General features: G+C 44.0%; 21 protein-coding genes and 1 other annotated feature. Of the genes, 5 read left to right on the top strand and 16 right to left on the bottom strand.

Annotated features, from left to right (window positions below):
• Positions 1-129 precede the first annotated feature (129 nt).
• The 5 genes from MTR82_RS00470 to MTR82_RS00450 form a co-directional block, all read right to left on the bottom strand.
• On the bottom strand, positions 130-1,068 hold the full coding sequence (locus MTR82_RS00470; protein ID WP_052650974.1) for an ABC transporter ATP-binding protein: 939 nt from the start codon (positions 1,066-1,068) through the stop codon (positions 130-132).
• Positions 1,068-2,123, bottom strand: a complete 1,056-nt coding sequence (locus MTR82_RS00465) for an ABC transporter ATP-binding protein (protein ID WP_052650973.1) — start codon at positions 2,121-2,123, stop codon at positions 1,068-1,070. Before MTR82_RS00465 ends, MTR82_RS00470 begins: the two co-directional genes overlap by 1 nt.
• A 13-nt stretch (positions 2,124-2,136) precedes the next feature.
• A complete protein-coding gene (gene opp3C / locus MTR82_RS00460) occupies positions 2,137-3,156 on the bottom strand; it encodes an oligopeptide ABC transporter permease (RefSeq protein WP_246807355.1) in 1,020 nt (339 codons plus the stop codon).
• Complete coding sequence (gene opp3b, locus MTR82_RS00455) at positions 3,156-4,091, bottom strand: oligopeptide ABC transporter permease (RefSeq protein ID WP_246807354.1); 936 nt, start codon at positions 4,089-4,091, stop codon at positions 3,156-3,158. Before opp3b ends, opp3C begins: the two co-directional genes overlap by 1 nt.
• 190 nt (positions 4,092-4,281) lie before the next feature.
• Positions 4,282-5,991 (bottom strand): peptide ABC transporter substrate-binding protein, encoded by a 1,710-nt coding sequence (locus MTR82_RS00450; protein ID WP_246807353.1) that lies wholly within the window; start codon positions 5,989-5,991, stop codon positions 4,282-4,284.
• A gap of 242 nt (positions 5,992-6,233) precedes the next feature.
• Between MTR82_RS00450 and MTR82_RS00445 the strand changes: the two genes are divergently transcribed.
• Both MTR82_RS00445 and trpS read left to right on the top strand, forming a co-directional pair.
• A complete protein-coding gene (locus MTR82_RS00445) occupies positions 6,234-6,575 on the top strand; it encodes a DUF3899 domain-containing protein (protein WP_246807352.1) in 342 nt (113 codons plus the stop codon).
• A gap of 44 nt (positions 6,576-6,619) precedes the next feature.
• Positions 6,620-6,832, top strand: a binding site (T-box leader).
• A 46-nt stretch (positions 6,833-6,878) separates the two neighbouring features.
• On the top strand, positions 6,879-7,871 hold the full coding sequence (gene trpS, locus MTR82_RS00440) for a tryptophan--tRNA ligase (protein ID WP_246807351.1): 993 nt from the start codon (positions 6,879-6,881) through the stop codon (positions 7,869-7,871).
• A 102-nt stretch (positions 7,872-7,973) separates the two neighbouring features.
• Here the strand turns inward: trpS and MTR82_RS00435 are convergent, their stop codons facing one another.
• The 8 genes from MTR82_RS00435 to MTR82_RS00400 all read right to left on the bottom strand — a co-directional run bounded on the left by MTR82_RS00435 (position 7,974) and on the right by MTR82_RS00400 (position 18,113).
• Positions 7,974-9,635 carry a peptide ABC transporter substrate-binding protein gene (locus MTR82_RS00435; RefSeq protein WP_246808536.1) on the bottom strand — a complete coding sequence of 554 codons (1,662 nt, stop codon included), beginning with the start codon at positions 9,633-9,635 and terminating at the stop codon, positions 7,974-7,976.
• Positions 9,636-9,824: 189 nt separating this feature from the next.
• On the bottom strand, positions 9,825-10,742 hold the full coding sequence (opp4C, locus tag MTR82_RS00430; RefSeq protein WP_052650967.1) for an oligopeptide ABC transporter permease: 918 nt from the start codon (positions 10,740-10,742) through the stop codon (positions 9,825-9,827).
• Between the two features lie 12 nt (positions 10,743-10,754).
• Positions 10,755-11,720: an oligopeptide ABC transporter permease gene (opp4B, locus tag MTR82_RS00425; protein WP_052650966.1), complete on the bottom strand. Its 966-nt coding sequence runs from the start codon at positions 11,718-11,720 to the stop codon at positions 10,755-10,757.
• 153 nt (positions 11,721-11,873) lie between these two features.
• A complete protein-coding gene (gene opp4A / locus MTR82_RS00420) occupies positions 11,874-13,616 on the bottom strand; it encodes an oligopeptide ABC transporter substrate-binding protein (protein ID WP_246807350.1) in 1,743 nt (580 codons plus the stop codon).
• Positions 13,617-13,646: 30 nt separating this feature from the next.
• Positions 13,647-14,657 carry an ABC transporter ATP-binding protein gene (locus MTR82_RS00415; RefSeq protein WP_246807349.1) on the bottom strand — a complete coding sequence of 337 codons (1,011 nt, stop codon included), beginning with the start codon at positions 14,655-14,657 and terminating at the stop codon, positions 13,647-13,649.
• A complete protein-coding gene (locus tag MTR82_RS00410) occupies positions 14,654-15,700 on the bottom strand; it encodes an ABC transporter ATP-binding protein (protein WP_246807348.1) in 1,047 nt (348 codons plus the stop codon). Before MTR82_RS00410 ends, MTR82_RS00415 begins: the two co-directional genes overlap by 4 nt.
• Before the next feature lie 209 nt (positions 15,701-15,909).
• Positions 15,910-17,151, bottom strand: a complete 1,242-nt coding sequence (gene fabF, locus MTR82_RS00405; protein ID WP_052650962.1) for a beta-ketoacyl-ACP synthase II — start codon at positions 17,149-17,151, stop codon at positions 15,910-15,912.
• Positions 17,152-17,177: 26 nt separating this feature from the next.
• Positions 17,178-18,113 carry a beta-ketoacyl-ACP synthase III gene (locus tag MTR82_RS00400; protein WP_246807347.1) on the bottom strand — a complete coding sequence of 312 codons (936 nt, stop codon included), beginning with the start codon at positions 18,111-18,113 and terminating at the stop codon, positions 17,178-17,180.
• 188 nt (positions 18,114-18,301) lie between these two features.
• On the opposite strand from MTR82_RS00400, the gene MTR82_RS00395 reads away from it, so the two are divergent.
• Positions 18,302-18,487, top strand: coding sequence for a YjzD family protein (locus MTR82_RS00395; RefSeq protein WP_052650960.1), 186 nt, complete (start codon positions 18,302-18,304; stop codon positions 18,485-18,487).
• 42 nt (positions 18,488-18,529) lie between these two features.
• Here MTR82_RS00395 and MTR82_RS00390 read toward each other — a convergent pair whose 3' ends face one another.
• The 3 genes from MTR82_RS00390 to MTR82_RS00380 all read right to left on the bottom strand — a co-directional run bounded on the left by MTR82_RS00390 (position 18,530) and on the right by MTR82_RS00380 (position 21,933).
• Positions 18,530-20,659, bottom strand: coding sequence for an ATP-dependent Clp protease ATP-binding subunit (locus MTR82_RS00390; RefSeq protein ID WP_246807346.1), 2,130 nt, complete (start codon positions 20,657-20,659; stop codon positions 18,530-18,532).
• A gap of 131 nt (positions 20,660-20,790) precedes the next feature.
• Positions 20,791-21,099: a metal-sulfur cluster assembly factor gene (locus MTR82_RS00385; RefSeq protein WP_246807345.1), complete on the bottom strand. Its 309-nt coding sequence runs from the start codon at positions 21,097-21,099 to the stop codon at positions 20,791-20,793.
• Positions 21,100-21,165: 66 nt separating this feature from the next.
• Positions 21,166-21,933: a prolyl oligopeptidase family serine peptidase gene (locus tag MTR82_RS00380; protein ID WP_246807344.1), complete on the bottom strand. Its 768-nt coding sequence runs from the start codon at positions 21,931-21,933 to the stop codon at positions 21,166-21,168.
• Positions 21,934-22,110: 177 nt separating this feature from the next.
• Here MTR82_RS00380 and MTR82_RS00375 point away from each other — a divergent pair, with 177 nt between their 5' ends.
• Entirely contained in the window at positions 22,111-22,920 is an 810-nt protein-coding gene (locus MTR82_RS00375; RefSeq protein WP_052650958.1) for a Cof-type HAD-IIB family hydrolase, read from the top strand.
• 13 nt (positions 22,921-22,933) lie between these two features.
• The gene (locus MTR82_RS00370) at positions 22,934-23,788 is read left to right on the top strand and encodes a DegV family protein (protein WP_246807343.1); all 855 of its coding nucleotides are present in this window, start codon (positions 22,934-22,936) and stop codon (positions 23,786-23,788) included.
• Positions 23,789-23,797 lie beyond the last annotated feature (9 nt).

Raw genomic sequence — 23,797 nt, 5'->3', positions numbered from 1 at the left:
TTGTTAATTTTGTCCATTTCATTGTTGCCATGCACCCTCTCCCTGTTGTAGTTTAATTTTATCATTATTTCAATAAATTGAAAGAAAAAAACGATGATTCCAAAGTATGGAATCATCGTTTACTTTATATTATTTTACCGCAGCAGATGCTTTCAAGGACTGGAATTCGCTTTCTGAACATTGTACAAAATGCCCAGGGGTGATTTCTCTCATCTTCACATCGTCTTTCTCTGTGTAATTATGGATAGCAGGGTCGTAGGATTTACGGACCCGGTTGCGCTCATAATTCGGATCTGGAAGCGGAATGGCTGAAAGCAAAGATTGAGTATAAGGATGCATTGGATTGTTATATAAATCTTCTGCTGGAGCCAACTCAACCATTTTACCGAAATACATAACGCCGATACGGTCTGAAATGTATTTAACCATCGACAGATCGTGGGCGATAAACAAATACGTTAACCCTTTTTCTTCTTGCAATTCTTTCAACAAGTTAACCACTTGCGCCTGGATAGAAACGTCCAGGGCAGAAATCGGTTCATCGGCAATGATAAAATCCGGTTCTACCGCCAGTGCGCGGGCGATTCCTAAACGCTGGCGCTGTCCACCTGAAAATTCATGTGGGTAACGGTTCGCGTGCTCTTTGTTCAATCCAACTGTTTCGAGCAAATCAAAAACCATTTTCTTGCGGTCTGCTGCATTTTTAGCCAGGCCGTGAATATCAATGCCTTCAGCTATAATGTCCATGACTTTCATACGAGGATTCAAGGAAGCATAAGGATCCTGGAAAATCATCTGCATTTTGCGATTGAACTTTTTCAAATCTTTCTTGGATTTCTTGCCGTGTACGTTTTCGCCTTCATAAAAAACGTCGCCTGAAGTTGCATCGTACAATCGGATGATCGAGCGGCCAGTTGTAGATTTCCCACAACCGGATTCCCCTACCAATCCAAGTGTCTCACCGCGATAAATATCGAAGCTGATGCCGTCTACCGCTTTTACTTCATTGGGTTTGCCTACATTAAAATGCTGTTTTAACTCTTTGATTTCAAGTAATTTTTCTGCCATCAAATTGCGCCCCCTTCATAATATCGGCTTCCCGGAAATTTCTTCATGCGCTCGATAACCGTCGCAGGAGGATCCACTTGCGGAGCATCCGGATGCAAGAGCCAAGTTGCAGCAGAATGTGTATCGCTGACTTTAAAGAATGGAGGGTTTTGCTCCATATCAATTTGCAATGCATATTCGCTGCGAAGTGCAAACGCATCTCCTTTAGGCGGATCCAAAAGGTCCGGAGGAGTTCCTGGAATGGCATATAATTTCGCTTCTTCTGTATCCAATGAAGGCATTGAACTTAATAGTCCCCATGTATATGGATGCTGTGGATTATAGAAAATTTCATCCACTGTTCCAATTTCCACAATCTTGCCGCCGTACATAACAGCTACACGGTCAGCTACATTCGCAACAACCCCTAAATCATGGGTTATGAAAATGATCGATGTGTCAATTTTTTTCTGAAGGTCTTTCATCAGCTCTAGAATCTGCGCTTGGATCGTAACATCGAGTGCCGTAGTCGGCTCATCCGCAATCAAGATTTGCGGATTGCAGGCTAAGGCGATGGCAATTACGATACGCTGGCGCTGACCGCCTGAGAATTGGTGCGGATATTGCTTCATCCGCAATTCTGGCTTAGGCATCCCAACAAGGCGAAGCAAATCGATCGCTACTTTTTTCGCTTCTTCTTTGCCAATTTTTTGGTGTTTCAATAACGGTTCAGTAATTTGACGGCCAATCGGCATCGTCGGGTTTAAAGAAGTCATTGGATCTTGGAAAATCATCGAAATGTCTTTTCCACGAATCTTCTGCATTTCTTTATCGCTCAATTTCGTCAGATCACGGCCGCCAAATAGGATTTCTCCATTTTTAAATTCAGCTGAATGATCAGGCAATAAACGCATGATCGATTTTGTCGTAACCGATTTACCAGAACCGGATTCTCCTACAATTGCTAACGTTTCACCTTTGTATAAATCAAAGTTAACGCCTCGGATCGCTTTGACTTCCCCACCAAATGTGTTAAAGGAAAGCTCGAGGTCTTTTACTTGTAAAATTTTCTCCATTTAACTTTCCTCCTTAATCTTTCATCTTCGGATCCAGCGCATCACGAAGACCATCGCCGATCAAGTTGAAGCAAATCATGATAATACTTAATAGGACAGCCGGGAATGCTAAAATATGCGGCTGGTATTGAAGCAATTTATAACCATCGTTGATCAATGTTCCAAGCGATGCATCGGGTGCTTGAAGACCAAGTCCAATGAAACTTAAAAAAGCCTCGAAGAAAATGGCGCCAGGAATCGTGAACATCGTATTGATGATGATGATGCCTAACACGTTAGGCATCAAGTGTTTCCAAATAATGCGGGAATCGCTCGCCCCTAATGTGCGGGAAGCCAAAACGAATTCCTGGGATTTGTATTTCAGTACTTGTCCACGAACTACCCGTGACATCCCCGTCCAACCGGTGATGGTCAAAGCGATAATGATCGCGAGAATCCCCGGATCCATGATCAAGATGAAGAGAATAACAACAACCAAGTTTGGAATACCTGTTAAAATTTCGACGACACGCTGCATGATATCATCAATGCGGCCACCGAAATAACCGGAAATTCCGCCGTAAATAACACCGATAAACATGTCGATTGCGGCAGCGACAAATGCGATGAATAGGGATACTTGCGTTCCTTTCCATACACGCGAGAACATGTCACGACCAAGCCCATCAGTTCCGAACCAATAATTGACTTCGACATTTTTCATATCATACAAGTCGACTTCTTTGCCGCCAAGAGAACCTGTTCCATCCATGATCCCCAGTTTTTCAATTCCTGGAATCTTGGGCGGCAAGTTTGCATGCGTGATTGTTTGAGCATTTGGCTCATAAGGGCTGATCATTGGCCCAACAAAAGACATGATGACAATCAATCCGAAAAGGATGATACTGACGATTGCCCCTTTATTTTTCTTTAAGCGCATCCAAGCATCTTGCCAGAAGCTGACACTCGGCTTCGTGATGCGTTCTGCCTGTTTTGTGTCTACGGTGATGCGTTCAAATGAACCTTTTGGCAGTTTTTCTAGATTTTGGGTCATTAGTTTTTACCTCCTGAAAGACGGATGCGCGGATCGATAACGCCGTACAAAATATCGACAATCAAGATAACGATAATTAGGAAGACTGAGAAGAAAATCGTTGTTCCCATAATGATTGAGAAGTCATTCACCATGATTGATTTTACAAACTGCTCCCCGATTCCTGGAATTGCAAAAATTTGCTCGACTACTAAAGAACCAGTAAGAATACCGACTGCCATTGGACCAAGAACCGTAATTAACGGAATCAATGCGTTACGGATCGCATGTTTAAATGCGATTTCTGAACCGCTGGCACCTTTTGCTTTTGCTAAAGTGATATAGTCAGAACCTAAAACTTCAATCATTTCTGTACGGATGAAACGTGCCGCTGTTGCAAGCGGGAACATCGCCAACGCGATGGATGGCAAGACGCTGGACATAAAGCCGTCTTTCCATAAAGCTACCGGGAACCATTCCAGTTTCAAACCGAACCAGTATTGCAGCAAGGAAGCAAATACAAACGATGGAATGGAAATACCAATAATCGCAACAAGCGTACTAGAGTAGTCTATCCAACTATTCTGCCTTAAGGCAGCAATCATTCCAAGCAAGATGCCGAGAATTGTTCCCAGCACCATACCTTGGAAACCAATTTGAGCAGATGGACCCATACGGCTAATAATCAGGTCTGTAACATTTGCTCCTTTAAATTGGTTAATTGAAATACCTAAATCCCCTTTTAACAAGCCAAACATATAATCAAAATATTGAACAGGCAGAGGTTCATCTAAACCATACCGTGCTTCTACTACTGCCCTTTGTTCTGGAGATAATTTATCTGCGGAAGCGATAGGGGAACCTGGTAAAATCTTCATTAAGAAAAATGTAAATGTTGCAATCAATGCCAATGTGATCACCATATAGATCAATCGTTTGCCGATGTATCGTGCCATGTTGCACCTCCAAAAAATAATTCTATTTCACAAGCTATGTGCGTCGACGATAGGCTTGTTCTTTTCGATAGTTAGCAGAAAATGGTCAATTTTCGGTGAATTCGCCTGCATTAGAAAAGAGAGTATATCGTCCAAATACCAGCGATATACTCTCTTTCTATTTGTTTTTCACAGAGGCCGGGTAATTAACTTATTTACCTGAAATGTAAGCCCATTTGTAGCTGTAATCTCCGCCGAATGGGTGAGAGATAATGTCATGCACGTAAGGTTTTTGAAGAGACATCAAACCGCGTTGGTAAATTGGTGCGATTGCAGCATCTTCTTCGATCAAGATTTGTTCTGCTTTAGCCATAGCTTCCCAGCGACCAGCAAGATCTTGAGCCAATTCGCCTTTCGCTTGATCAACTAAAGTATCGAATTCTTCGTTAGAGTAAGACATTTTGTTTTGAGCAGATCCTGTTACGAATAGGTCAATGAATGTCATTGGATCCTGATAGTCAGGGCCCCAACCAGAGTTTTGGATATCATAGTCTTGTGCTTCATCAAGCTCTAAGCGAACTCCGAAAGGAACAGCTTTAAGCTCAAGAGTCAAACCTTCAAGGTTTTCTTCAAGTTGAGATTTCATGTACTCGTCCATTTTCTTAGCAAGCTCTGAATCTCCACCAAGCATTTCAAGTGTAACTTCAGTCAAGCCAAGCTCTTCCATTCCAGTTGCCCAGAATTTCTTCGCTTCTTCAGCATTGAATTCGTTCATGTCGCCGTTAACTTCACGGAAGTCCGCGTTGTTTTCGTCGAATGTGAATTCAGTTGGTACTAGGTAGTTAGCTGGCAATGAACCGTTTGCTAATACTACATCAACTAGATCTTGTTTGTTGAAAGCCATAGAAATCGCTTTACGGATATTTACGTTTGCAAGTGGAGTTTGTTCTCCATTGCGCTCTTGGTTAAATTTCAAGTAGAACACAGTTGGTTCTAGTTCTCTTACAACTTCTGGATCTTCAGCATATTGCATTGCGAATTCACCAGATAGACCTGTACGGTCTTTTTCGCCTGAAGTGTAAAGGTTGATTGCAGTGCTAGTTTCTTTAACAACGTCTACGTTGATTGTTTCAAGTTTAACTGTTTCTGCATCCCAGTACTCAGGGTTTTTCTCCATAGACCAAGTCAAGCCAGTGCCATCCCAGTTTGTTAACATGAATGGACCGTTGTAAAGCAAGTTATCTGAGTTAGAAGCGTAAGCATCGCCTTTTTCAGTAACGAAAGCTTCGTTTAATGGGTAGAAAGTTCCGAAAGCCATTAGTGACATGAAGTATGGAGTAGGGCGCTCAAGAGTAACTTCTAGAGTTTTCTCGTCAACAGCTTTAACTCCCAATTCAGCTTTGTCCATTTCGCCTGCAGCAATTGCTTCAGCGTTTTTAATCGTACCAGCCATCATGTATGGGCCGTAAGGTGATCCAGTCGCAGGGTCGATCGCACGCTGCCAAGAGAATACGAAATCGTTAGCAGTTACTGGTTCGCCGTTAGACCATTTAGCATCACGTAATTTGAAAGTGTAAGTTAATCCATCTTCGCTGACTTCTGGTTCAGCTTCTGCAAGAGCAGGTTCAGCAACGTTTTCTTGGTTTAAACGGAATAAACCTTCGTTAACGTTGTTCATGATGTTGAAAGCAACGGCATCCTCAGCCAATGATGAATCCATTGTTGGGATTTCTGCACCTTCCATCAAGTTAAGTACTTGTTCAGCATCTGGTTCTCCTGCTGGTTCTTCTCCGGCTGCTTTATCGTCGCCGTCTGTCTCTGGTGTTTCAGCTTTATCGTCATCCCCGCCGCCACATGCAGCTAGGAAAGCGCTAAGAACTAAAACAAGGCTAAGTAGCCAAAATAACTTGCTGTTCTTCACTTAGGTGACCCCCTTAAATTTTCTGAAAAATTGGTACACTGTTTATTATACATAATCTTTTTTTCTTGTACAGTACTTTTTTTAAAAGTATTTACACTTTTGTAACAATTGTGTTTCAACATTATTACACAAAAAGCCGTGATTATTGAAGTTATCAGCATTTTCGAGGTGGAATTATTTTCATTATTTTTTTGATTTTTTTTTTAAGTTCTTCTACAATTAATAAGAATTGAGGTGCAAAAATGAAAAAATTGGTGATAAGTGTCATTGTTGTGCAGGTGCTAATTTTACTGACCATGCTCATTCGAAGCGAGCCTTTCTCCCTGCTTTCTTATATAAATAATTCGTTTATTTTTGGAGGGGTCCTGGTTTTTATCGGTTTATGGGTGTTTGTCATCAGGACAGGAGTTTTCGATATCTTTACACTCAGTATGCGGAAATTCTTCAAAGTCAGATCCACTCTCGAAGATGATGAAATGCGGGCCCCTTCCGAAATTTTCTCGCTGTCGGCTACACCACTATTGATCATCGGCGGCGTGACATTGCTCTTTATGGTGATTTCCTTATTGATTTATGAACTTTAACCGTTGCACAAAAAAAGTTTTTTGTATTATACTTAGAAAATAAACATTGAGCGATGAGAAAGAAGAGTAAATGCAGTTTCTTCTATATAGAGAGCCTGTGGTCGGTGGAAACAGGCAGAGAGCTGCATTGAATGGACTTTTGAGCTGAAACAGTGAAGTAACAGTAGCTGTTTCCGTGATCTTCACGTTATGAAGAAGAGTGGCCAAATACGGCAACTAGGGTGGTACCGCGGAAAAACACATCATTCGTCCCTTTTTTACAGGGATGTGTGCTGTGTTTTTTTATTAGGAGGAGGAAAAGAAATGAAGAAAAAAATCTTTTCAGGCGTTCAGCCTACCGGTACAGTCACGCTAGGAAATTACATCGGTGCGTTTAAACAATTTACTGATCTGCAAGATGAATTTGACTGCATTTTTTGCATCGTCGACCAACACGCCATCACCATGCCGCAAGAACGGTTAGAACTCAGAAAAAATATTAAGGCTCTTGCAGCTCTTTACTTGGCTGTCGGGATCGATCCCGAGAAAGTCACCCTATTTATCCAATCTGAAGTTCCCGCACATGCCCAAGCCGGATGGATGATGCAATGCGTCTCTACTATTGGCGAATTGGAGCGCATGACCCAATATAAAGATAAATCAGCGAAGACCGCTTCTGTGTCTGCTGGATTATTGACTTATCCTCCGCTAATGGCTGCTGATATACTGCTCTACCAAACAGATGTTGTGCCTGTTGGCGACGATCAGAAGCAGCATATTGAACTGACGCGCGATTTAGCGGAACGGTTCAACAAAAAATACAACGATGTTTTGACCATTCCGGAAATCCGCATTCCGAAAAACGGCGCGCGCATCATGTCGCTGCAAGATCCTACTAAAAAAATGAGCAAGTCGGATGCCAATAAAAAATCTATCGTCACGTTATTGGACGATTTAAAAACGATTGAAAAGAAAATCAAATCAGCTGTGACGGATTCGGAAGGGATCGTCAAATACGATCCAACAAACAAACCAGGGATTTCAAACCTCTTGACGATTGAAGCCGCACTTACGGATGCAAGCATCGATTCGCTTGTTGCTAAATATGAAGGCGTCGGCTATGGCGACTTCAAAGCTTCCGTCGCGTCAGCCGTAACTGCTCACTTGGCTCCTATCCAAGAACGCTATAAAGAATTATTGGACTCGGAAGAATTGGACCGCATTTTGGACGAAGGCGCCGAAAAAGCGAATTTCTTAGCCAATAAGACATTAAAGAAAATGGAAAATGCGATGGGCTTAGGCCGCAAGCGCAAATAAAGAATGAAAGAGGCTGCATTTTGCAGCCTCTTTCATTTTTTCAGGATTTCCTGCGTGAAGCGCCTTATGCCTTTCGGGGCTAACGGGCCGCTTCCGCTTTTCTTATTTCCCAGAGATGTACGCCCATTTATAGCTGTAGTCTCCTCCAAACGGATGCGAGATGATGTCTTTGACATACGGTTTCTGCAAGGACATCCGGCCGCGCTGATAGATCGGTGCGATTGCCGCATCTTCTTCTATCAGAATCTGTTCAGCTTGCGCCATTGCTTCCCATCGTCCTTCAAGGTCTTGAGCCAGCTCTCCTTTCGCTGCATTGACCAACTCATCAAACTCAGCATTTGAATAGGACATTTTGTTTTGAGGGGAATCGGTTACGAACAAGTCGATGAATGTCATCGGATCTTGATAGTCCGGACCCCAACCGGAATTTTGAATGTCGTAATCTTGTGCTTCATCCCGTTCTAGGCGAACACTGAACGGGACGGTATTAATTTCAATCGTTAAGCCTACAAGATTTTCTTCAAGCTGGGCTTTCATGTATTCATTTAATTTTTTTGACGTCTCGGTGTCGTCTCCTAAATAATCCAAGGTCACTTCACTGACACCAAGTTCTTGCAATCCGGTTTCCCAATATTGCTTCGCCTCTTCTGCATTGAATTCATTCATGTCTCCGTTGATGTCTCGGAAATCTTCGTTATTTTCATTGAACGTGAATTCTGTCGGTACGAGATAGTTCGCAGGCAAGGACCAGTTAGCCAGCACGACATCCACTAAATCCTGCTTATTGAAAGCCATCGATATGGCTCTTCGGATGTTTTCATTGGCGAGCGGCGTCTCTTCCCCATTCCGTTCCTGATTAAATTTCAAGTAGAAGATGCTTGGTTCGAGTTCCGTCACAACTTCCGGATCTTCTGCATATTGCATTGCGAATTCTCCTGACAATCCAGCCCGGTCTTTTTCTCCTGATGTATAGAGATTCACAGCTGTGCTCGGTTCTTTAATTACGTCCACATTGATGGTTTGAAGCTGAACCGTCTCTGCATCCCAATATTCCGGATTCTTTTCCATTGACCAGGTTAGCCCCGTTCCGTCCCAGTTCGTCAGCATAAACGGTCCGTTGTACAGCACATTATCGGAGTTGGACGCATATGCATCTCCCTGGCCTGTTACAAAAGCTTCGTTCTGAGGATAGAAAGTGCCAAATGCCATCAATGACATAAAGTAAGGCACCGGACGTTCAAGGGTTACAACTAACGTTTTATCATCAGTCGCTTCTACTCCCAGTTCGGCTTTGTCCATTTCACCAGCTGCAATCGCTTCTGCATTTTTGATGGTTCCTGCCATCATATAAGGCCCGTATGGTGAGCCGGTTGCAGGGTCGATCGCCCGTTGCCAAGCAAATACAAAGTCATTTGCAGTAACTGGTGTTCCATCCGACCAATTAGCCTCACGCAAGGTAAAGGTATACGTCAAACCATCTTCGCTGATTTCAGGTTCGCTTTCAGCGAGAGCCGGTTCAGCCATATTTTCCTGATTCAACCGAAACAATCCTTCATTGACATTGTTCAAGATATTGAAGGCTACTGCGTCTTCCGCTAAAGCCGAATCCATTGTTGGAATTTCAGCGCTTTCAATTAAATTCAATACTTGTTCCGCATCAGGTTCTCCTGATCCTCCGCCCGTACCGCCTTCATTATTCTGTCTGCCCTCATCACTTCCTCCATTGCCGCCACAAGCTGCTAAAAATCCACTTATCACCAGCATGAAAATAAGTAAGATCGGTCTTTTCTTGGTGAACACGGGAATGCCTCCTTATTTTTCCGAAAAGATTGATTTTTTTAATTATAACTCTTCTATTATACTTTTGCACTTTATTTTGATAAATATTAATAATTTGACTTATCGCTTTTTATTCTATAAAAAAAAGAGCCACATTGGAGGCGGCTCTTGCTTTTAACGAAGTGATTTGGGGTTAAGGGCATCTTTCAATCCTTCACCGATAAAATTGATGGATAGAATCGTCAATGTGATAATGAAAGCCGGCGGCATCCAAATCCATGGTTTACCTTGCAATACGTCAGGTTCATTTGCCGAGGACAGCATGTTGCCCCAACTTGGGGTGGCTTGCGGAACCCCGAATCCTAAATAGCTCAATGCGGCTTCCGCAACAATCATGCTGGCAAAGATCAAAGTGGCCTGCACGATGATGGTTGACATGACGTTCGGCAGCAAGTGCTTCCGGATGACTTTCCATGGCGAACAGCCAATGGACAACGCCGCCAAAATGTATTCATTCTCCTTCTCAGCGAGAACTTTGCTTCGCACCAGCCGCGCAACCCCGCCCCAGCTCAAGACGCCAATCACTAAAATCAGCACCCATAGGCCGTCTACTATGCCATATAAAATCGTATTTAAAACGATAACAAATACCAAAAATGGGAAGTTCAAAACGAAATCCGTAAAACGCATCAGGATATTGTCTACCATGCCGCCGAAAAATCCGGCAATTGAACCGACGAGCGTTCCTAACGTCACTACGATCAGAGTCGCGCTAAAACCGACCAATAAGGAAATGCGCCCCCCGTAAAATAATCTTGTCAGGACGTCCCTCCCGCTCTTATCGGTTCCAAGCAAATGCTCCCCGTTCGGCTGAATGTTCATCGATCCAATATTTACTTTTGTAACATCTGGGAGCGGCGATAAAAAATTCGCTACGAATGGTGCAGATAAAGACATAATGGTGACGAGTAGGATGAAAATGCTGCTAGCCATGGCTAGTTTATTCCGCAAAAATTTCTTTCTGGCAATCTGCCAGGGAGACAAGCTTCTTTCCGGCTTCTTTTGCTGTGAGATGGTAGTAGTTGATGCCATAATTGCTCCTCCTTAGTCCAGACGGATTCGTGGATCCACGATTCCGTATAAGATGTCTGCGATTAAATTCCCAGCAAGTGTCAAGAACGACAAAAGCATTGTTAAGGCCATTAAGGTCGGATAATCCCTGCTGGTAACTGAATCAAGGAAAAGCTGGCCAATGCCCGGATATGTGAAAATGGTTTCAGTAATGATTGCGCCGCCGATAAGTGCAGCAAAATCAAAGCCTAAAAAGGTAACTAATGGAATAATAGAATTTCTTAAAATATGGACATTGTAAATTTTCTTGAGCGGCGTCCCTTTTGCACGCGCTGTGCGCACAAAATCTTTTCGGGAATTTTCAATAATATCATTGCGCAAGAACTGGGTATATGAAGCGGTACTCATTGCTCCTAAAACTAGGGCAGGCAGTAAGACATGATGAAGCCGGCTGAACCAGTAGTCGAGCGTACCTTCCTCTACTAAAATATCGACAGATCCTCCGAATGGGAACCAATTTAAATGGAAGGAGAAAAAATATATAGCAAATACAGCTGCGACAAAGGAAGGAATTGCGAGCATGATATAATTCACTCCAGCTATCGCATTGTCTCCGATTGTATACGGTTTACGCCCTGAATACATGCCCATTAGAAATGCAAGAATATAGGTTATGAGCAAGGACATGACCCCAAGAAACAGCGTATTGGGGATTTTCTCGATAATCACATCTGCTACCGGAACTTTAAAGCGCGTCGATTTTCCGAAATCGCCTTGCAGAAAACCGGTAATCCAGTCGAAATATTGAACAGGAAGCGGTTCGTTATACCCTAATTTTTCTCTCATTTCTGCTATGTATTCCGGATTCGTATTGAGTGGATCGATTTCGCCGCTCAAGGAATCTCCCGGCATCAATTTCGCTAAAGTAAATACCACAATGGATATCAGGATGAGCATAGGTATCATTCCAAGCAACCTTCTAATCGTATATTTCAGCATATATACTCTCCTTGTCTGTCATATTCTCAGCTGCGCTCCCGGGCACGGTAAGAATTATTTGCCATCAAACATCCCTTACCGTGCATAAGAGCCAATAATGATTCAACGATGGGCGACTTGCTGCGCCCACCGTTGAATGAAAATCTACTATTATTATTCTGTTACAAACCATTCGGCTGGGCTGTTAGAACCTGATACATCAAATTCAGTTCCGCCAACACGTTCGTTCATAGCTACAATTTCTTCCAGTTCAGCAATATAAAGCATTGGCACTTCTTCGTTGACGATCTTCTGCCATTCGATGTAAAGGTCTGCACGTTTTTGCTGATCTGTTCCCACAATGTCAATATTTAAAGCATCATCAAGCAATTGATCTGCTTCCGGATTGTTGTAGCGCGGGTAGTTCCATAATTGATCTGCTTTCCATAGTCCAGATGGATCCGGGTCTGTGCCAGTTCCCCATCCGCCGAAGAATGTTTCGATTGAAGGATCATCTTTTTCAATCATGTCGTAGTAAAGGTTAACTTCGACCATTTCAAGTTCGGATTTGATGCCGACTTCTTCCCAATATTGCGTGATTGCTTGTGCGCGAGACTCAAATGTCGGATTTCCAGTTGCATAGTGTGAGAATTTCACAACGAACTCGTCGCCGTTCGGATCTTCACGGAAGCCGTCATCGTTTATATCTACGTATCCAGCTGCATCTAACATTTCTTTTGCTTTTTCCGGATCGTATTCATAAGTGTTCAAGTCTGCTTCTGCATCGTCTGCTGCGTTCCAATGTGAAGTTGGAACCGGTTTGTTCACGACATTTGCATAGCCGAAGAAGAATGCATCCACCCATTCTTGGCGGTTGATCGCATACATCATCGCTTGGCGAAGCTCTTTGCTTTGGTATTTCGGAAGTTCTTCCGTGATGGTTTGTGTCGCATTGTCGAATTTGCCAAGCTTGAATCCTACATAATAGTAAGAAAGGCCAGGATATGTGACAATTTCAACGTTTTCTAACGGTTCTACTTCAGGGCCGGAAACCGGTTGAAGCGAAATCATATCGATATCGCCATTTTGCAATGCCCCTACAACAGAAGAGTTGTCGATGACGCGCAAGACGATTTTGTCCAAGTTAACGTCGCCATTCCAGTATTCATCGAATCGAGAAAACTCAACAGATTCGCCTGGAACAATTTTATCTACTTTAAATGGTCCAATTCCGATTGGTGTTGAACGCACCCATTCAGATGCTGACATTTCAGCTACCGGCACATCGCCAAGAACGGATTCTGGAAGCGGGTAAGACCAAAGGTTCGTCAAGTTGTTCACACGCGCTTCATCAAATGTGATTTTCACTTCGTAGTCGTTTATCACTTCCACTCCTGAAATCGTATCAGCTTCTCCGTTGCGGTAAGCTTCTGCTCCTTCAATCGTTTGGACGTTTGTGTAGCGGGGACCGTCATAGTCAGGATCTGCTAACGTTTCGAAAGCGAATACCCAGTCATTGACTGTCAATTCTTCGCCGTTGTGCCATTTAACGCCTTCTTCAAATTTAAAGTTGAAGACTTTGTTGTCTTCTGTTGTCCATGAAGCTACGTTCGGCTCCGGCTCCAGGTTTTCGTTATAATTAATCAATGATTCATCAAATAAGGAAATAACATCAAAGTCTGTTTGAATCCCATAAAATGCCGTAGAGAATAATCCTTCAGGTGGAGCATCGATTCCGTATACTAACGTGCCGCCTTTTTGCGGTTCTCCGTCAGCTGCCTTATCTTCTGTAGTGCCGTCTTCTTTCTTTGAATCTTTGCTGCCTGTATCGCCATCATCTCCGCCGCAAGCCGCTAGAAATGCGGAAACGACAAGGATCATCGCGAAAAGCCAAAGTAAGGATTTGTTCTTCTTCATACTTTTCCCCCTCAAAAAAATTTTTTTGATTTAATACAGAAGACATGCTGCAAAATGGCCTGGCCGCACTTCTTTTAATGGAGGCTTTTCTTTCGAGCATGCTTCCATTGCCATTGGGCACCGCGTATGGAACGGGCAGCCGGTCGGCGGATTTTGCGGACTTGGCACATCTCCTTCCAGCACAATCCGTTCTTTCTTGATCGCCGTATTTGGTTCCGGAATCGCAGAAATCAAAGCCTGTGTGTAAGGATGCAAAGGTTCTCTGTATAAATCTCTATTTGAAGCAAGCTCAACGAGATTGCCCAAATACATTACTCCGATTCGATCGCTCATATGCTTTACGACGCTCAAATCATGCGCGATAAACAAATAAGTCAAATCGAACTCGATCTGCAATTCCTTCAGCAGATTCAATACTTGCGACTGTACAGATACGTCCAGTGCGGACACCGGTTCATCTGCGACAATCAATTTCGGGTTCAAAGCCAGTGCACGGGCAATCCCGATGCGTTGGCGCTGGCCGCCGGAAAATTCATGGGCGTATTTGTAATAGGCCTCTTCCGGCAGTCCGACTCTCGTTAATAATGCTTTGATTTCTTGCTCCAACTCTTTTTTATTGCGTTTCTCGTAATTGAGGATAGGTTCTGCAATAATATCTCCCACCATTTGCATCGGATTTAAGGAGGCATAAGGGTCTTGGAAAACCATTTGAAAATCACGCCGTGCTTTTTGCAATTTGGAGCCGGTGACTTTCGTGATGTCTTTTCCTTCAAATAGGATTTTTCCATCCGTCGGTTTCAGCAACCGCAGAATCGTCCGGCCAGTTGTCGATTTGCCGCAGCCCGATTCCCCAACCAGCCCTAAGGTTTCACCTTTTCGGATGCTAAAGGACACATCATCCACCGCTTTTACGTTGCCGACGACCCGCTTGAAAAATCCGCCAGTTACCGGATAGTAGGTTTTTAAATTCTGTACATCAAGCAAGACTTCACGATTTTCTAAGCTATCGATTCTTTCCTGGATAAAATCTCTCGTTGTCATAGAACAGGTACCCCTTCTCTTTGGCGTTCTTCTCCTGCCGGCCAGCTTTCATCGTAAAGGAGGCATGCTGCTTCGTGCTGCGGTTCCACTTCTCCTAATTGAGGAGTGACCGTTAAGCATTCCGGCATCGCTTTCGGGCAGCGGTTGGCAAACCGGCAGCCGATTTGCGGCATATTTATAATAGAAGGAACTAATCCATCAATTGTTGCTAATTTCTCCACATCTTCATCCATTTTCGGAATCGCCTTCATCAAAAGGTCTGTATAGGGGTGCTTCGGATTGTTGAACAATTCATCTACCGTCGCCTTTTCGACAATCTTCCCTGCATACATAACAATCACTTCATCACAGATTTCCGCTACTACGCCAAGATCGTGCGTAATCAGGATAATGGACATATCATTGGTTTCCTGAATATCTTTCAGCAGTTCCAAAATTTGGGCCTGTACCGTAACATCCAAAGCGGTTGTCGGTTCGTCTGCTATGAGCAATTTCGGTTGGCAGGCGATGGCCATCGCGATCATGACCCGTTGTCGCATTCCACCCGATAATTGATGGGGATACTCGTTAACGATTTTATCCGCTCTTGGAATTCCCACACTTTTCAGCAAAGCGATTGAACGGAGCCTCGCTTCTTTTTTAGAAATCGATTCGTGGTTCAAGATCACTTCTTCTATCTGATAACCGATGGTGAATACGGGATTTAGCGAAGTCATCGGTTCCTGAAAAATCATTGATATCTCTTTGCCCCGTATTTTATTCATCTTTTTATCGCTTAGTTCTGAAATATTCAATCCTTCAAAGTCAATTTCTCCGCCACGGATTTTGCCGATGCCGTTCGGCAATAGCTGCATAATGGACAATGACATTACGCTCTTTCCACACCCAGACTCTCCCACGATCCCGACAATTTGTTTTCTGTCGACATTGAACGAGACATTTTCGACTGCATTGTAAAACTTCCGGTCAATTTTAAAGCCCGTTTGTAAATTTCTTACTTGCAAAAGGGGTGTCGTTTTTTTCGTTGTGTAGTTCCCAGTCATGTGAACACCTCAAAATTCTTTTTTTTCTGTCAATTCACTCTAAACAAAGTTTATTACAAAAACATTACCAAGGCAACGCATTTTTTATAATTTTACAAATTATTTCACAATTTCTATAAATATGGTAATTATAGGCATTCCCCCCTCTTATTCAACAAAAGAAAAACCACCAGCTGAAAAATAGCTGATGGTTTTATTGGCGCAAATCATTATTCTGCTAGTTTTTTAAATACTAAAGAAGCATTGTGTCCGCCGAAGCCAAGCGAGTTGCTCATAGCATAAGCAAACTCTGCTTTGCGGGCTTCATTCGGCACGTAGTCCAAATCACATTCTTCATCCGGTGTTTCGTAGTTCATTGTCGGCGGCATGATCCCTTCTTTCAAAGCCAAAGCTGTGAAAATCGCTTCGATTCCGCCTGCCGCTCCCAATAAGTGGCCTGTCATGGATTTAGTGGAACTCATTCCTAATTTATAGGCATGCTCCCCGAAAACCGTTTTAACTGCCATCGTTTCATATAAATCATTGTATTGGGTACTGGTTCCGTGGGCATTGATGTAGCCGATCTCGGTTTTATCAACACCGCCGTCTTCCAGCGCTTGCGCCATTGCTCTTGCTGCGCCTTCGCCGCCAGGTGCCGGAGCCGTAATATGGTGCGCATCGCCAGTTGAACCGTAGCCAATCAGTTCAGCATAGATTTTCGCACCGCGTGCTTTTGCATGTTCATATTCTTCCAGAATCACAATCCCTGCACCTTCCGCAATAACGAATCCATCACGGTTTTTATCAAATGGGCGTGATGCTGTTGCCGTATCTGTATTTGTCGTTAAGGCTGTGTTCGCTGTAAAGCCGGCTACCGATAAACGAGTGATCGGCGCTTCGGCTCCACCTGAAATCATGACGTCCGCATCGCCGCGCTGGATTACTTTGAATGCGTCGCCGATTGAGTTTGTGCCCGACGCACAGGCTGTCACCGAACAAGAGTTGATCGCTTTTGCACCAAAGTGGATGGAAACCTGGCCAGAAGCCATATCCGGAATGATCATCGGCACAAAAAACGGGCTGATGCGGCGAACGCCGCGATCATTCAACACATCCATCTGATTTTCAATCGTTTCCATTCCGCCGATGCCGGAACCGATCCAAACACCAGTACGAAGTGCTGTCTTTTCATCCAGCTCAAGCCCGGCATCCTTCATCGCCATGATGGATGATGCGAGCGCATAATGAGTGAAGCGATCCATCTTGCGGGCTTCTTTCCGTTCAATATAATCTTCGATTGAAAAGTCTTTAACTTCTGCAGCTACTTTAGCTGGATATTGATCTGCATCTAAACGAGTCAGCGGCCCTACACCGGATTTCCCCGACTTTACCGCTTCCCACGTGGTTTCGATATCATTTCCTAAAGGAGTCACTGCCCCAATACCTGTAATTACTACTCGACGATTAGCCATTCTCATTTCTTCCTTTCGCATATCTCTTATTTGCCCCATCTCATTGCGATTGCGCCCCATGTCAATCCGCCGCCAAATCCGACCATGACGACGACATCATCCTCTTTAATCCGTCCTTCTTCCACATCTTCTACAAGAGAAATGGGAATCGAAGCTGCAGATGTATTGCCGTATTTATGGATCGTTTTCGACATTTTCTCTACCGGTAATTCCAAACGGGCCCGTGACGCCTCCATGATGCGGATATTGGCTTGATGTGGAATTAAAAAGTTGACTTCTTCTTTCGTTAATCCTGCTTTTTCAATGACATTGATTGCAGATTCACCCATTTGGCGAACAGCGAATTTAAACACTTCTCTGCCGTTCATCACCAAATGCTTGCCTTCTTGGTAAAGGTTCGAACCGCCGCTGCCATCCGCTCCGAGTTCGAAGGAAAGAATTCCGCGCCCTTCGGATACTTTCCCGACGACTGCTGCTCCGGCTCCGTCGCCGAACAGGACGGCTGTATTGCGGTCTTCCCAGTTTGTAATTTTCGATAATTTTTCCACGCCTACAACGAGGACATATTTATAAACATCGGAATCAATGAATTGTTTAGCAGTGACGACGCCATACATGAAACCTGCACAGGCAGCTGAAACATCCATAGCCGCAGCATGTACTGCCCCAATTTCCTGTTGGATGACACATGCCATCGAAGGGAACGGCTGATCCGGTGTAACCGTTGCAACCAAAATCAATCCGATTTCAGCAGGATCGATGCCAGCATCTTTAATTGCTTTCTGCGCTGCCTCTAATGCCATATCGGACGTGTCCTGTTCATCTCTTGCAATTCGGCGCTCTTCAATCCCGGTCATCGTACGGATCCATTCATCAGAGGTATCCATCCGTTTTTCCAAATCGAAGTTCGTTAATTTATCTTCCGGCAAACATCTGCCAATGCCGATAATTCCTGCATTCATTATGGGTCCCTCATTTCAATTTAACATCAATTATTAGTACCTGGTAATAATAATACGCCATGTCCTGTTATTTTTCAACTAACTGACATACTTCCGACAAAATATCTTTGATTCTTCGAAACTTTCTTTGTGTATGGGAAACGGTATGATATGATTAAGCTAGATATTTTATGTAGAGGTGAGATTAGATGCAATATATTGGCACATTCTTTTGGTCGTTCTTATTGATTTCTTTATTGAACTATGTGGTAAGCGCTGTACAAAACGTCCATTTCGACTTCATGTTAGGCGTTTATATTTCTCTGATTGTCTCTGTCTTGATTTTTGTTATTTCCGCAATCATCCCAGACGAGCCAGCAGCAGAAAAGCATTAATTAAAAATGCGCCATCCGGAATTATCCGGATGGCGCATTTTTTTAATTTGTGATGATCTTCAAATGCCCCTCTTCCATTCCTAAATGCAAGGTGGCATTTGCTTCGATTTCCCCTTTAATCAATTCCCGGGCAATCTTTGTTTCAATTTCCCTTTGGATAAAGCGTTTTAGCGGACGGGCTCCAAATACCGGATCGGTTCCCGCTTCCACAATATACTCAATGACCGAATCATCGACCGCTAATTCCAATTGCTGGCCTTTCATGCGCTGTGCCAGCTCTCCCAGCATCTTTTTCGCAATTCCATAGAAATGAGAATTGCCGAGTGCGTGGAAAATGACAATATCGTCAATGCGGTTCAACAATTCGGGTTTAAAATGCTTCCGCAATTCGGCCATGACAATGTCTTCAAGATCGTGTTCAGTATCCGTTCCGCCAATGAAAGCGGAGCCGATATTCGAGGTCATGATCACAACCGTATTCGAGAAATTGATCAACCGGCCTTGGCTGTCTGTAATCCGTCCATCATCCAAGATTTGCAGCAAAATATTGGCGACGTCCGGATGCGCTTTTTCGATTTCATCCAAGAGCACCACGGAATACGGATTTCTGCGAACTGCTTCTGTCAACTGGCCGCCTTCTTCATAGCCAATATAGCCCGGAGGAGCCCCGACCAGACGGGAAACGCTATGTTTTTCCATATACTCCGACATATCGATGCGGATAAAATGGTCTTCCGAATCGAAAAGGTTCGCAGCCAACGCTTTAGCGAGCTCTGTTTTCCCCACCCCGGTAGGACCTAGGAAAATGAAAGAACCGATTGGCTTTTGTTCATCTTTAATGCCCGCACGAGCGCGCCATACAGCTTCTGTTACCAGTTCAACAGCACGGTTTTGCCCAATGACCCGCTCTTTTAATGTTTCATCCAGTCTTAACAGCTTCTCGCGTTCCCCTTCGACTAACTTCGTAACAGGGATGCCTGTCCATCTGGCGACGATTCCGGCAATTTCATCTTCGGTCACTTCTTCGCGCAAGAGGCGTTCTGCACCGCCTTCATGCAAGTCTTTTTCAAGAACTGCCAGTTCTTTTTCAAGTTCTGGAATTTTGCCGTGGCGGAGGACAGCCGCGGCATTTAAATCGTATTTGTTCTCTGCTTCTTCCAATTGCCGACGATACTGATCCAGCTTTTCACGCTTTTCCTGAATCTTTTTCAGCGATTCTTTTTCTGTGTTCCATTGGTTCTTCATATCTGCCGTGGAAGATTTCAAATCCGCAATTTCTTTTCTCAAAATGTCCAACCGATTTTGGCTCGCCGGATCTTTTTCTTTCATTAAAGCTTGTTCTTCAATTTCCAATTGCATCAAACGGCGAGTAACTTCATCCAGTTCCTGCGGCATTGAATCGATTTCCGTCCGGATCATTGCACACGCTTCGTCGATCAAGTCAATCGCTTTGTCCGGCAGGAAACGTTCGGTAATATAGCGGTCTGACATTGCCGCTGCGGCGACAATGGCCCGGTCATGAATGCGGACCGCATGGTGCAATTCAAACCGTTCTTTCAAGCCCCTTAAAATCGATACGGTATCTTCGACAGACGGTTCACGTACTAGAACTTGCTGGAAACGGCGTTCTAAAGCCGGATCTTTTTCGATGTTCATCCGGTACTCATCAAGTGTCGTTGCACCGATGCAGTACAGTTCGCCACGCGCCAGCATCGGCTTCAGCATATTCCCGGCATCCATTGCCCCTTCGGTTTTTCCTGCTCCGACAATCGTATGGATTTCATCGATGAATAAAATAATTTGGCCGTCGCTGTCTTTTACTTGCTTCAGCACACTTTTTAAGCGTTCTTCAAACTCCCCCCGGTATTTGGCGCCGGCAATCAGTGCACTCATGTCGAGTTCGTAAATGATGCGGTCTTTTAACCCTTCTGGCACGTCATTTCGGACAATCCGCTGCGCCAATCCTTCGACAATCGCTGTTTTCCCAACCCCAGGCTCTCCAATCAGAACCGGATTGTTTTTCGTTTTGCGCGAAAGAATCCGAATGACATTGCGAATTTCCTGATCCCGTCCGATGACCGGATCCATATTGCCATTTTTCGCTTGTTCCACCATATTTCGACCATATTGTTCCAATGGGGATTTTTGTTCTTCGTTCGTAAATTGAACCATAAAATCACTCCTTAATAAGTTTGACCTTATTTGACTAATTTAATTATATGAAATCCTGTCATTTTTGGCAAATGATAACCATAGAAAAAACACCGTAAAATCGGATGATTTTACGGTGTTTTGTGCTCTCATTATCGAACGCCAAGCGCCATTTTTGCATAACGCGACATATGATCTTTGCCCCATACTGGCTGCCAAACGATTTTCACGTCTACTTCTTCAATTTCTGGAAGTTCGTACAACGCCCGTTTGACCATATCCACGATTTGCGGCCCCATAGGGCATCCCATCGAGGTCAACGTCATTGTTACGACAGCAAACCCATCTTCTGAAAGGTCAAGGTCATAAACAAGGCCTAAGTTGACGATATCGACTCCAAGTTCCGGGTCCACTACTTGTTCCAAGGCACCCATCATGCTTTCTCTCATGTCTTGATCCATCATAATCCCTCCCTATTCTGCTCTTCTCATCTTACCAAATTTTCTTGGAAAAAGAAATTCAACCGCTTATCCAGCCACATGCTCAGCCAACCAAGCCATAGCTGCAAGCATTCCAGGACGGCTCACCGCATGGCCGGATTCTTTTTCCCGCATAAAACGGATTCGCTCCGGCACTTCAGCATAATCTTCTTTTAACGCTTTATAGAAATTAAAAGTCGGCTCAAAAGGAACCGTCGTATCTTGTTCTCCGTGCCAGAAAAATAAAGGGCGCTGTTGGAAAACAGCCCGGTTTTTCGTTCCGTCAAAACGGGCGAGCGTATCCAGCATCTTCTTCCGTTCGTCATCCGTAATCGGCAATTTAAATCCTTTCGATTCAAATTGGGCCATTTGCGCTTTTGCCAATTGGACATAATTGGCAGCACCCATCATGACCGAGGCCGCTTTGATCCATGGATAGACTGTCAACGCCCCTAAAGTCGTGATGCCCCCCATCGACGTACCGCCAATGCCAATCTCGCCTACAGCTAAATTCTTTTCGTAGATGGCTGTATGTATTATCGCTAATTCTTCTATTGATGTCAGAACAATCTCCCAAAAACGCAGGCTCATTTGGATTTCATCTAAGCCTTCATCCCGGTCTCCATGCAAATGGGCATCCGGCAAGATGACGCGCATGCCTTCGTTTGCCAATTGATAAGCGTAATGCAGATTATGTTCTTTTGCACTCATATGCCCGTGAAAAAAAACAACTGTCGGCAAAGCTTCTGCAAACCGGTCTTCAGCTGCAACATTCAGGAGCGGGATGCCTTCCCAAATTTCGTGTACCACTTTCACTTTACCCACATCCTTTTTCTTATTCTCCCCAATCGTACCAATGTTCTCCTTCTCCAGCAAACAATCCGCTAAAGCTGACAGAACTTTTTCGAAGCGCCGCATTCCCATGGAAGTTTTTTTGACGAACTGCTTCCTTTATCGCTAAACTATACATAGAGAGAAAGGAGACGGTTTTTAATGAAGCAGCATTTAATAGTGTTAGATTTAGACGGCACCTTATTGACCGATCAAAAAGTCATTTCAGATAAAACAAAATCCACTTTACAGAAGGCCCAGGAGCAAGGCCATCAAGTGATGATCGCCACCGGCCGCCCTTTTCGTTCCAGTGAAGCATATTACAAAGAATTGGGACTGAGCACGCCCATCGTCAATTTCAACGGCGCTTTTGTCCACCATCCAATGGATTCAACTTGGGGCACTCACCATACCCCGATTTCTTTGGATGTTGTGCATGAAGTGGTCGAATCAATGCATCAATTCGATTTCTATAACATCGTCGCAGAAGTATTAGACGATGTATACGTCCACCACCATGATGAAAAATTAATGAATATTTTCAGTTTTGGAGATCCAGAGATCACTACCGGCGACTTGAGAAACTTTTTGAAAGTGGATCCTACCTCAATGCTGATCCATGCACCGGTTGAAAAAGTGCCATTGATCCATGACCATTTATCTTCGGTCCATGCGGAAGTGATCGACCACCGCAGATGGGGCGCTCCATGGCACGTCATCGAGATTGTCAAAAGCGGTTTAAGCAAAGCGGTCGGCCTCGACCGGGTTTCCAAATCGCTCGGCATTCCGCGTGAGAATATTATCGCGTTCGGCGACGAAGACAATGATCTTGAAATGATCGATTTTGCAGGCGTCGGAGTGGCTATGGGCAATGCCATTGAGCCATTAAAAAACATTGCCAACGAAATCACATTGACGAATAATGAAGATGGAATCGCTGAATTATTGATAGACCGGTTAAGCTTAAAATAAAAGGAGGATTTATATGCGATTATTCGCTGACAGTGCATCAGATTTGCCAAAATCTTTTTTCCAGGATGAAAATGTGGTTTTATTTCCATTGCGGGTCCATATCGGAGATGAAGAGTTCGAAGACATTCGAACCGTACATTCGAAGAAAGTGTTCGATGCCATCCGGGAAGGCATCCATCCAAAAACTTCGCAAGTATCGCCGGATGAGATGCTGAATGCCTTTGAGCAGTTGGCAAAAGAAGGAGATGAAGGATTCTATATCGCTTTTTCTTCTGAATTATCCGGAACCCATAATACAGCTGCTATGATAGCGGAACAGGTCCGGGAAGATTATCCTGAGTTAAACCTAACGATTCTGGATTCGAAAGCGGCATCTTCCGGCTACGGGCTTCTTGTAAAAGAAGCGGTTAAGATGCGCACAGCAGGCGAATCTTCTGAAGCCATCATTGAGAGAGTTCGACACTTGGTAAATCACCTTGAAAGCTTGTTTACTGTTGAAGATTTGGATTACATGGCGAAAGGCGGAAGAATTTCAAAAGGCAGTGCATTTGTCGGAGGCTTGTTGAACATCAAACCACTGCTGCACGTGGAAGACGGCAAACTGGTGCCAATTGAAAAATTGCGCGGGCGCAAAAAGGTCCTTAAACGAATGGTCGAACTTATTGAAGAACGCGGCAATAATTTGAATGAACAAACGATTGCCATTTGCCATGGCGACGATTTAGACTTTGCCATGCTCTTAAAATCCGAAATCGAAGAACGCTTCCATCCGAAAGCGATTGAAATTGATATGATTGGATCTGTAATCGGCGCCCATACCGGCCCCGGCACACTCGGTGTGTTCTTCTTTAACGAATGGAAAGCTTGAGGTGGCAGC

This window comes from Planococcus ruber (genome assembly GCF_022819085.1).
Classification (GTDB): Bacteria; Bacillota; Bacilli; order Bacillales_A; family Planococcaceae; genus Planococcus; species Planococcus ruber.
Note: the sequence above shows the minus strand (reverse complement) of the source record. Positions and strands in the feature narration are given on the sequence as shown.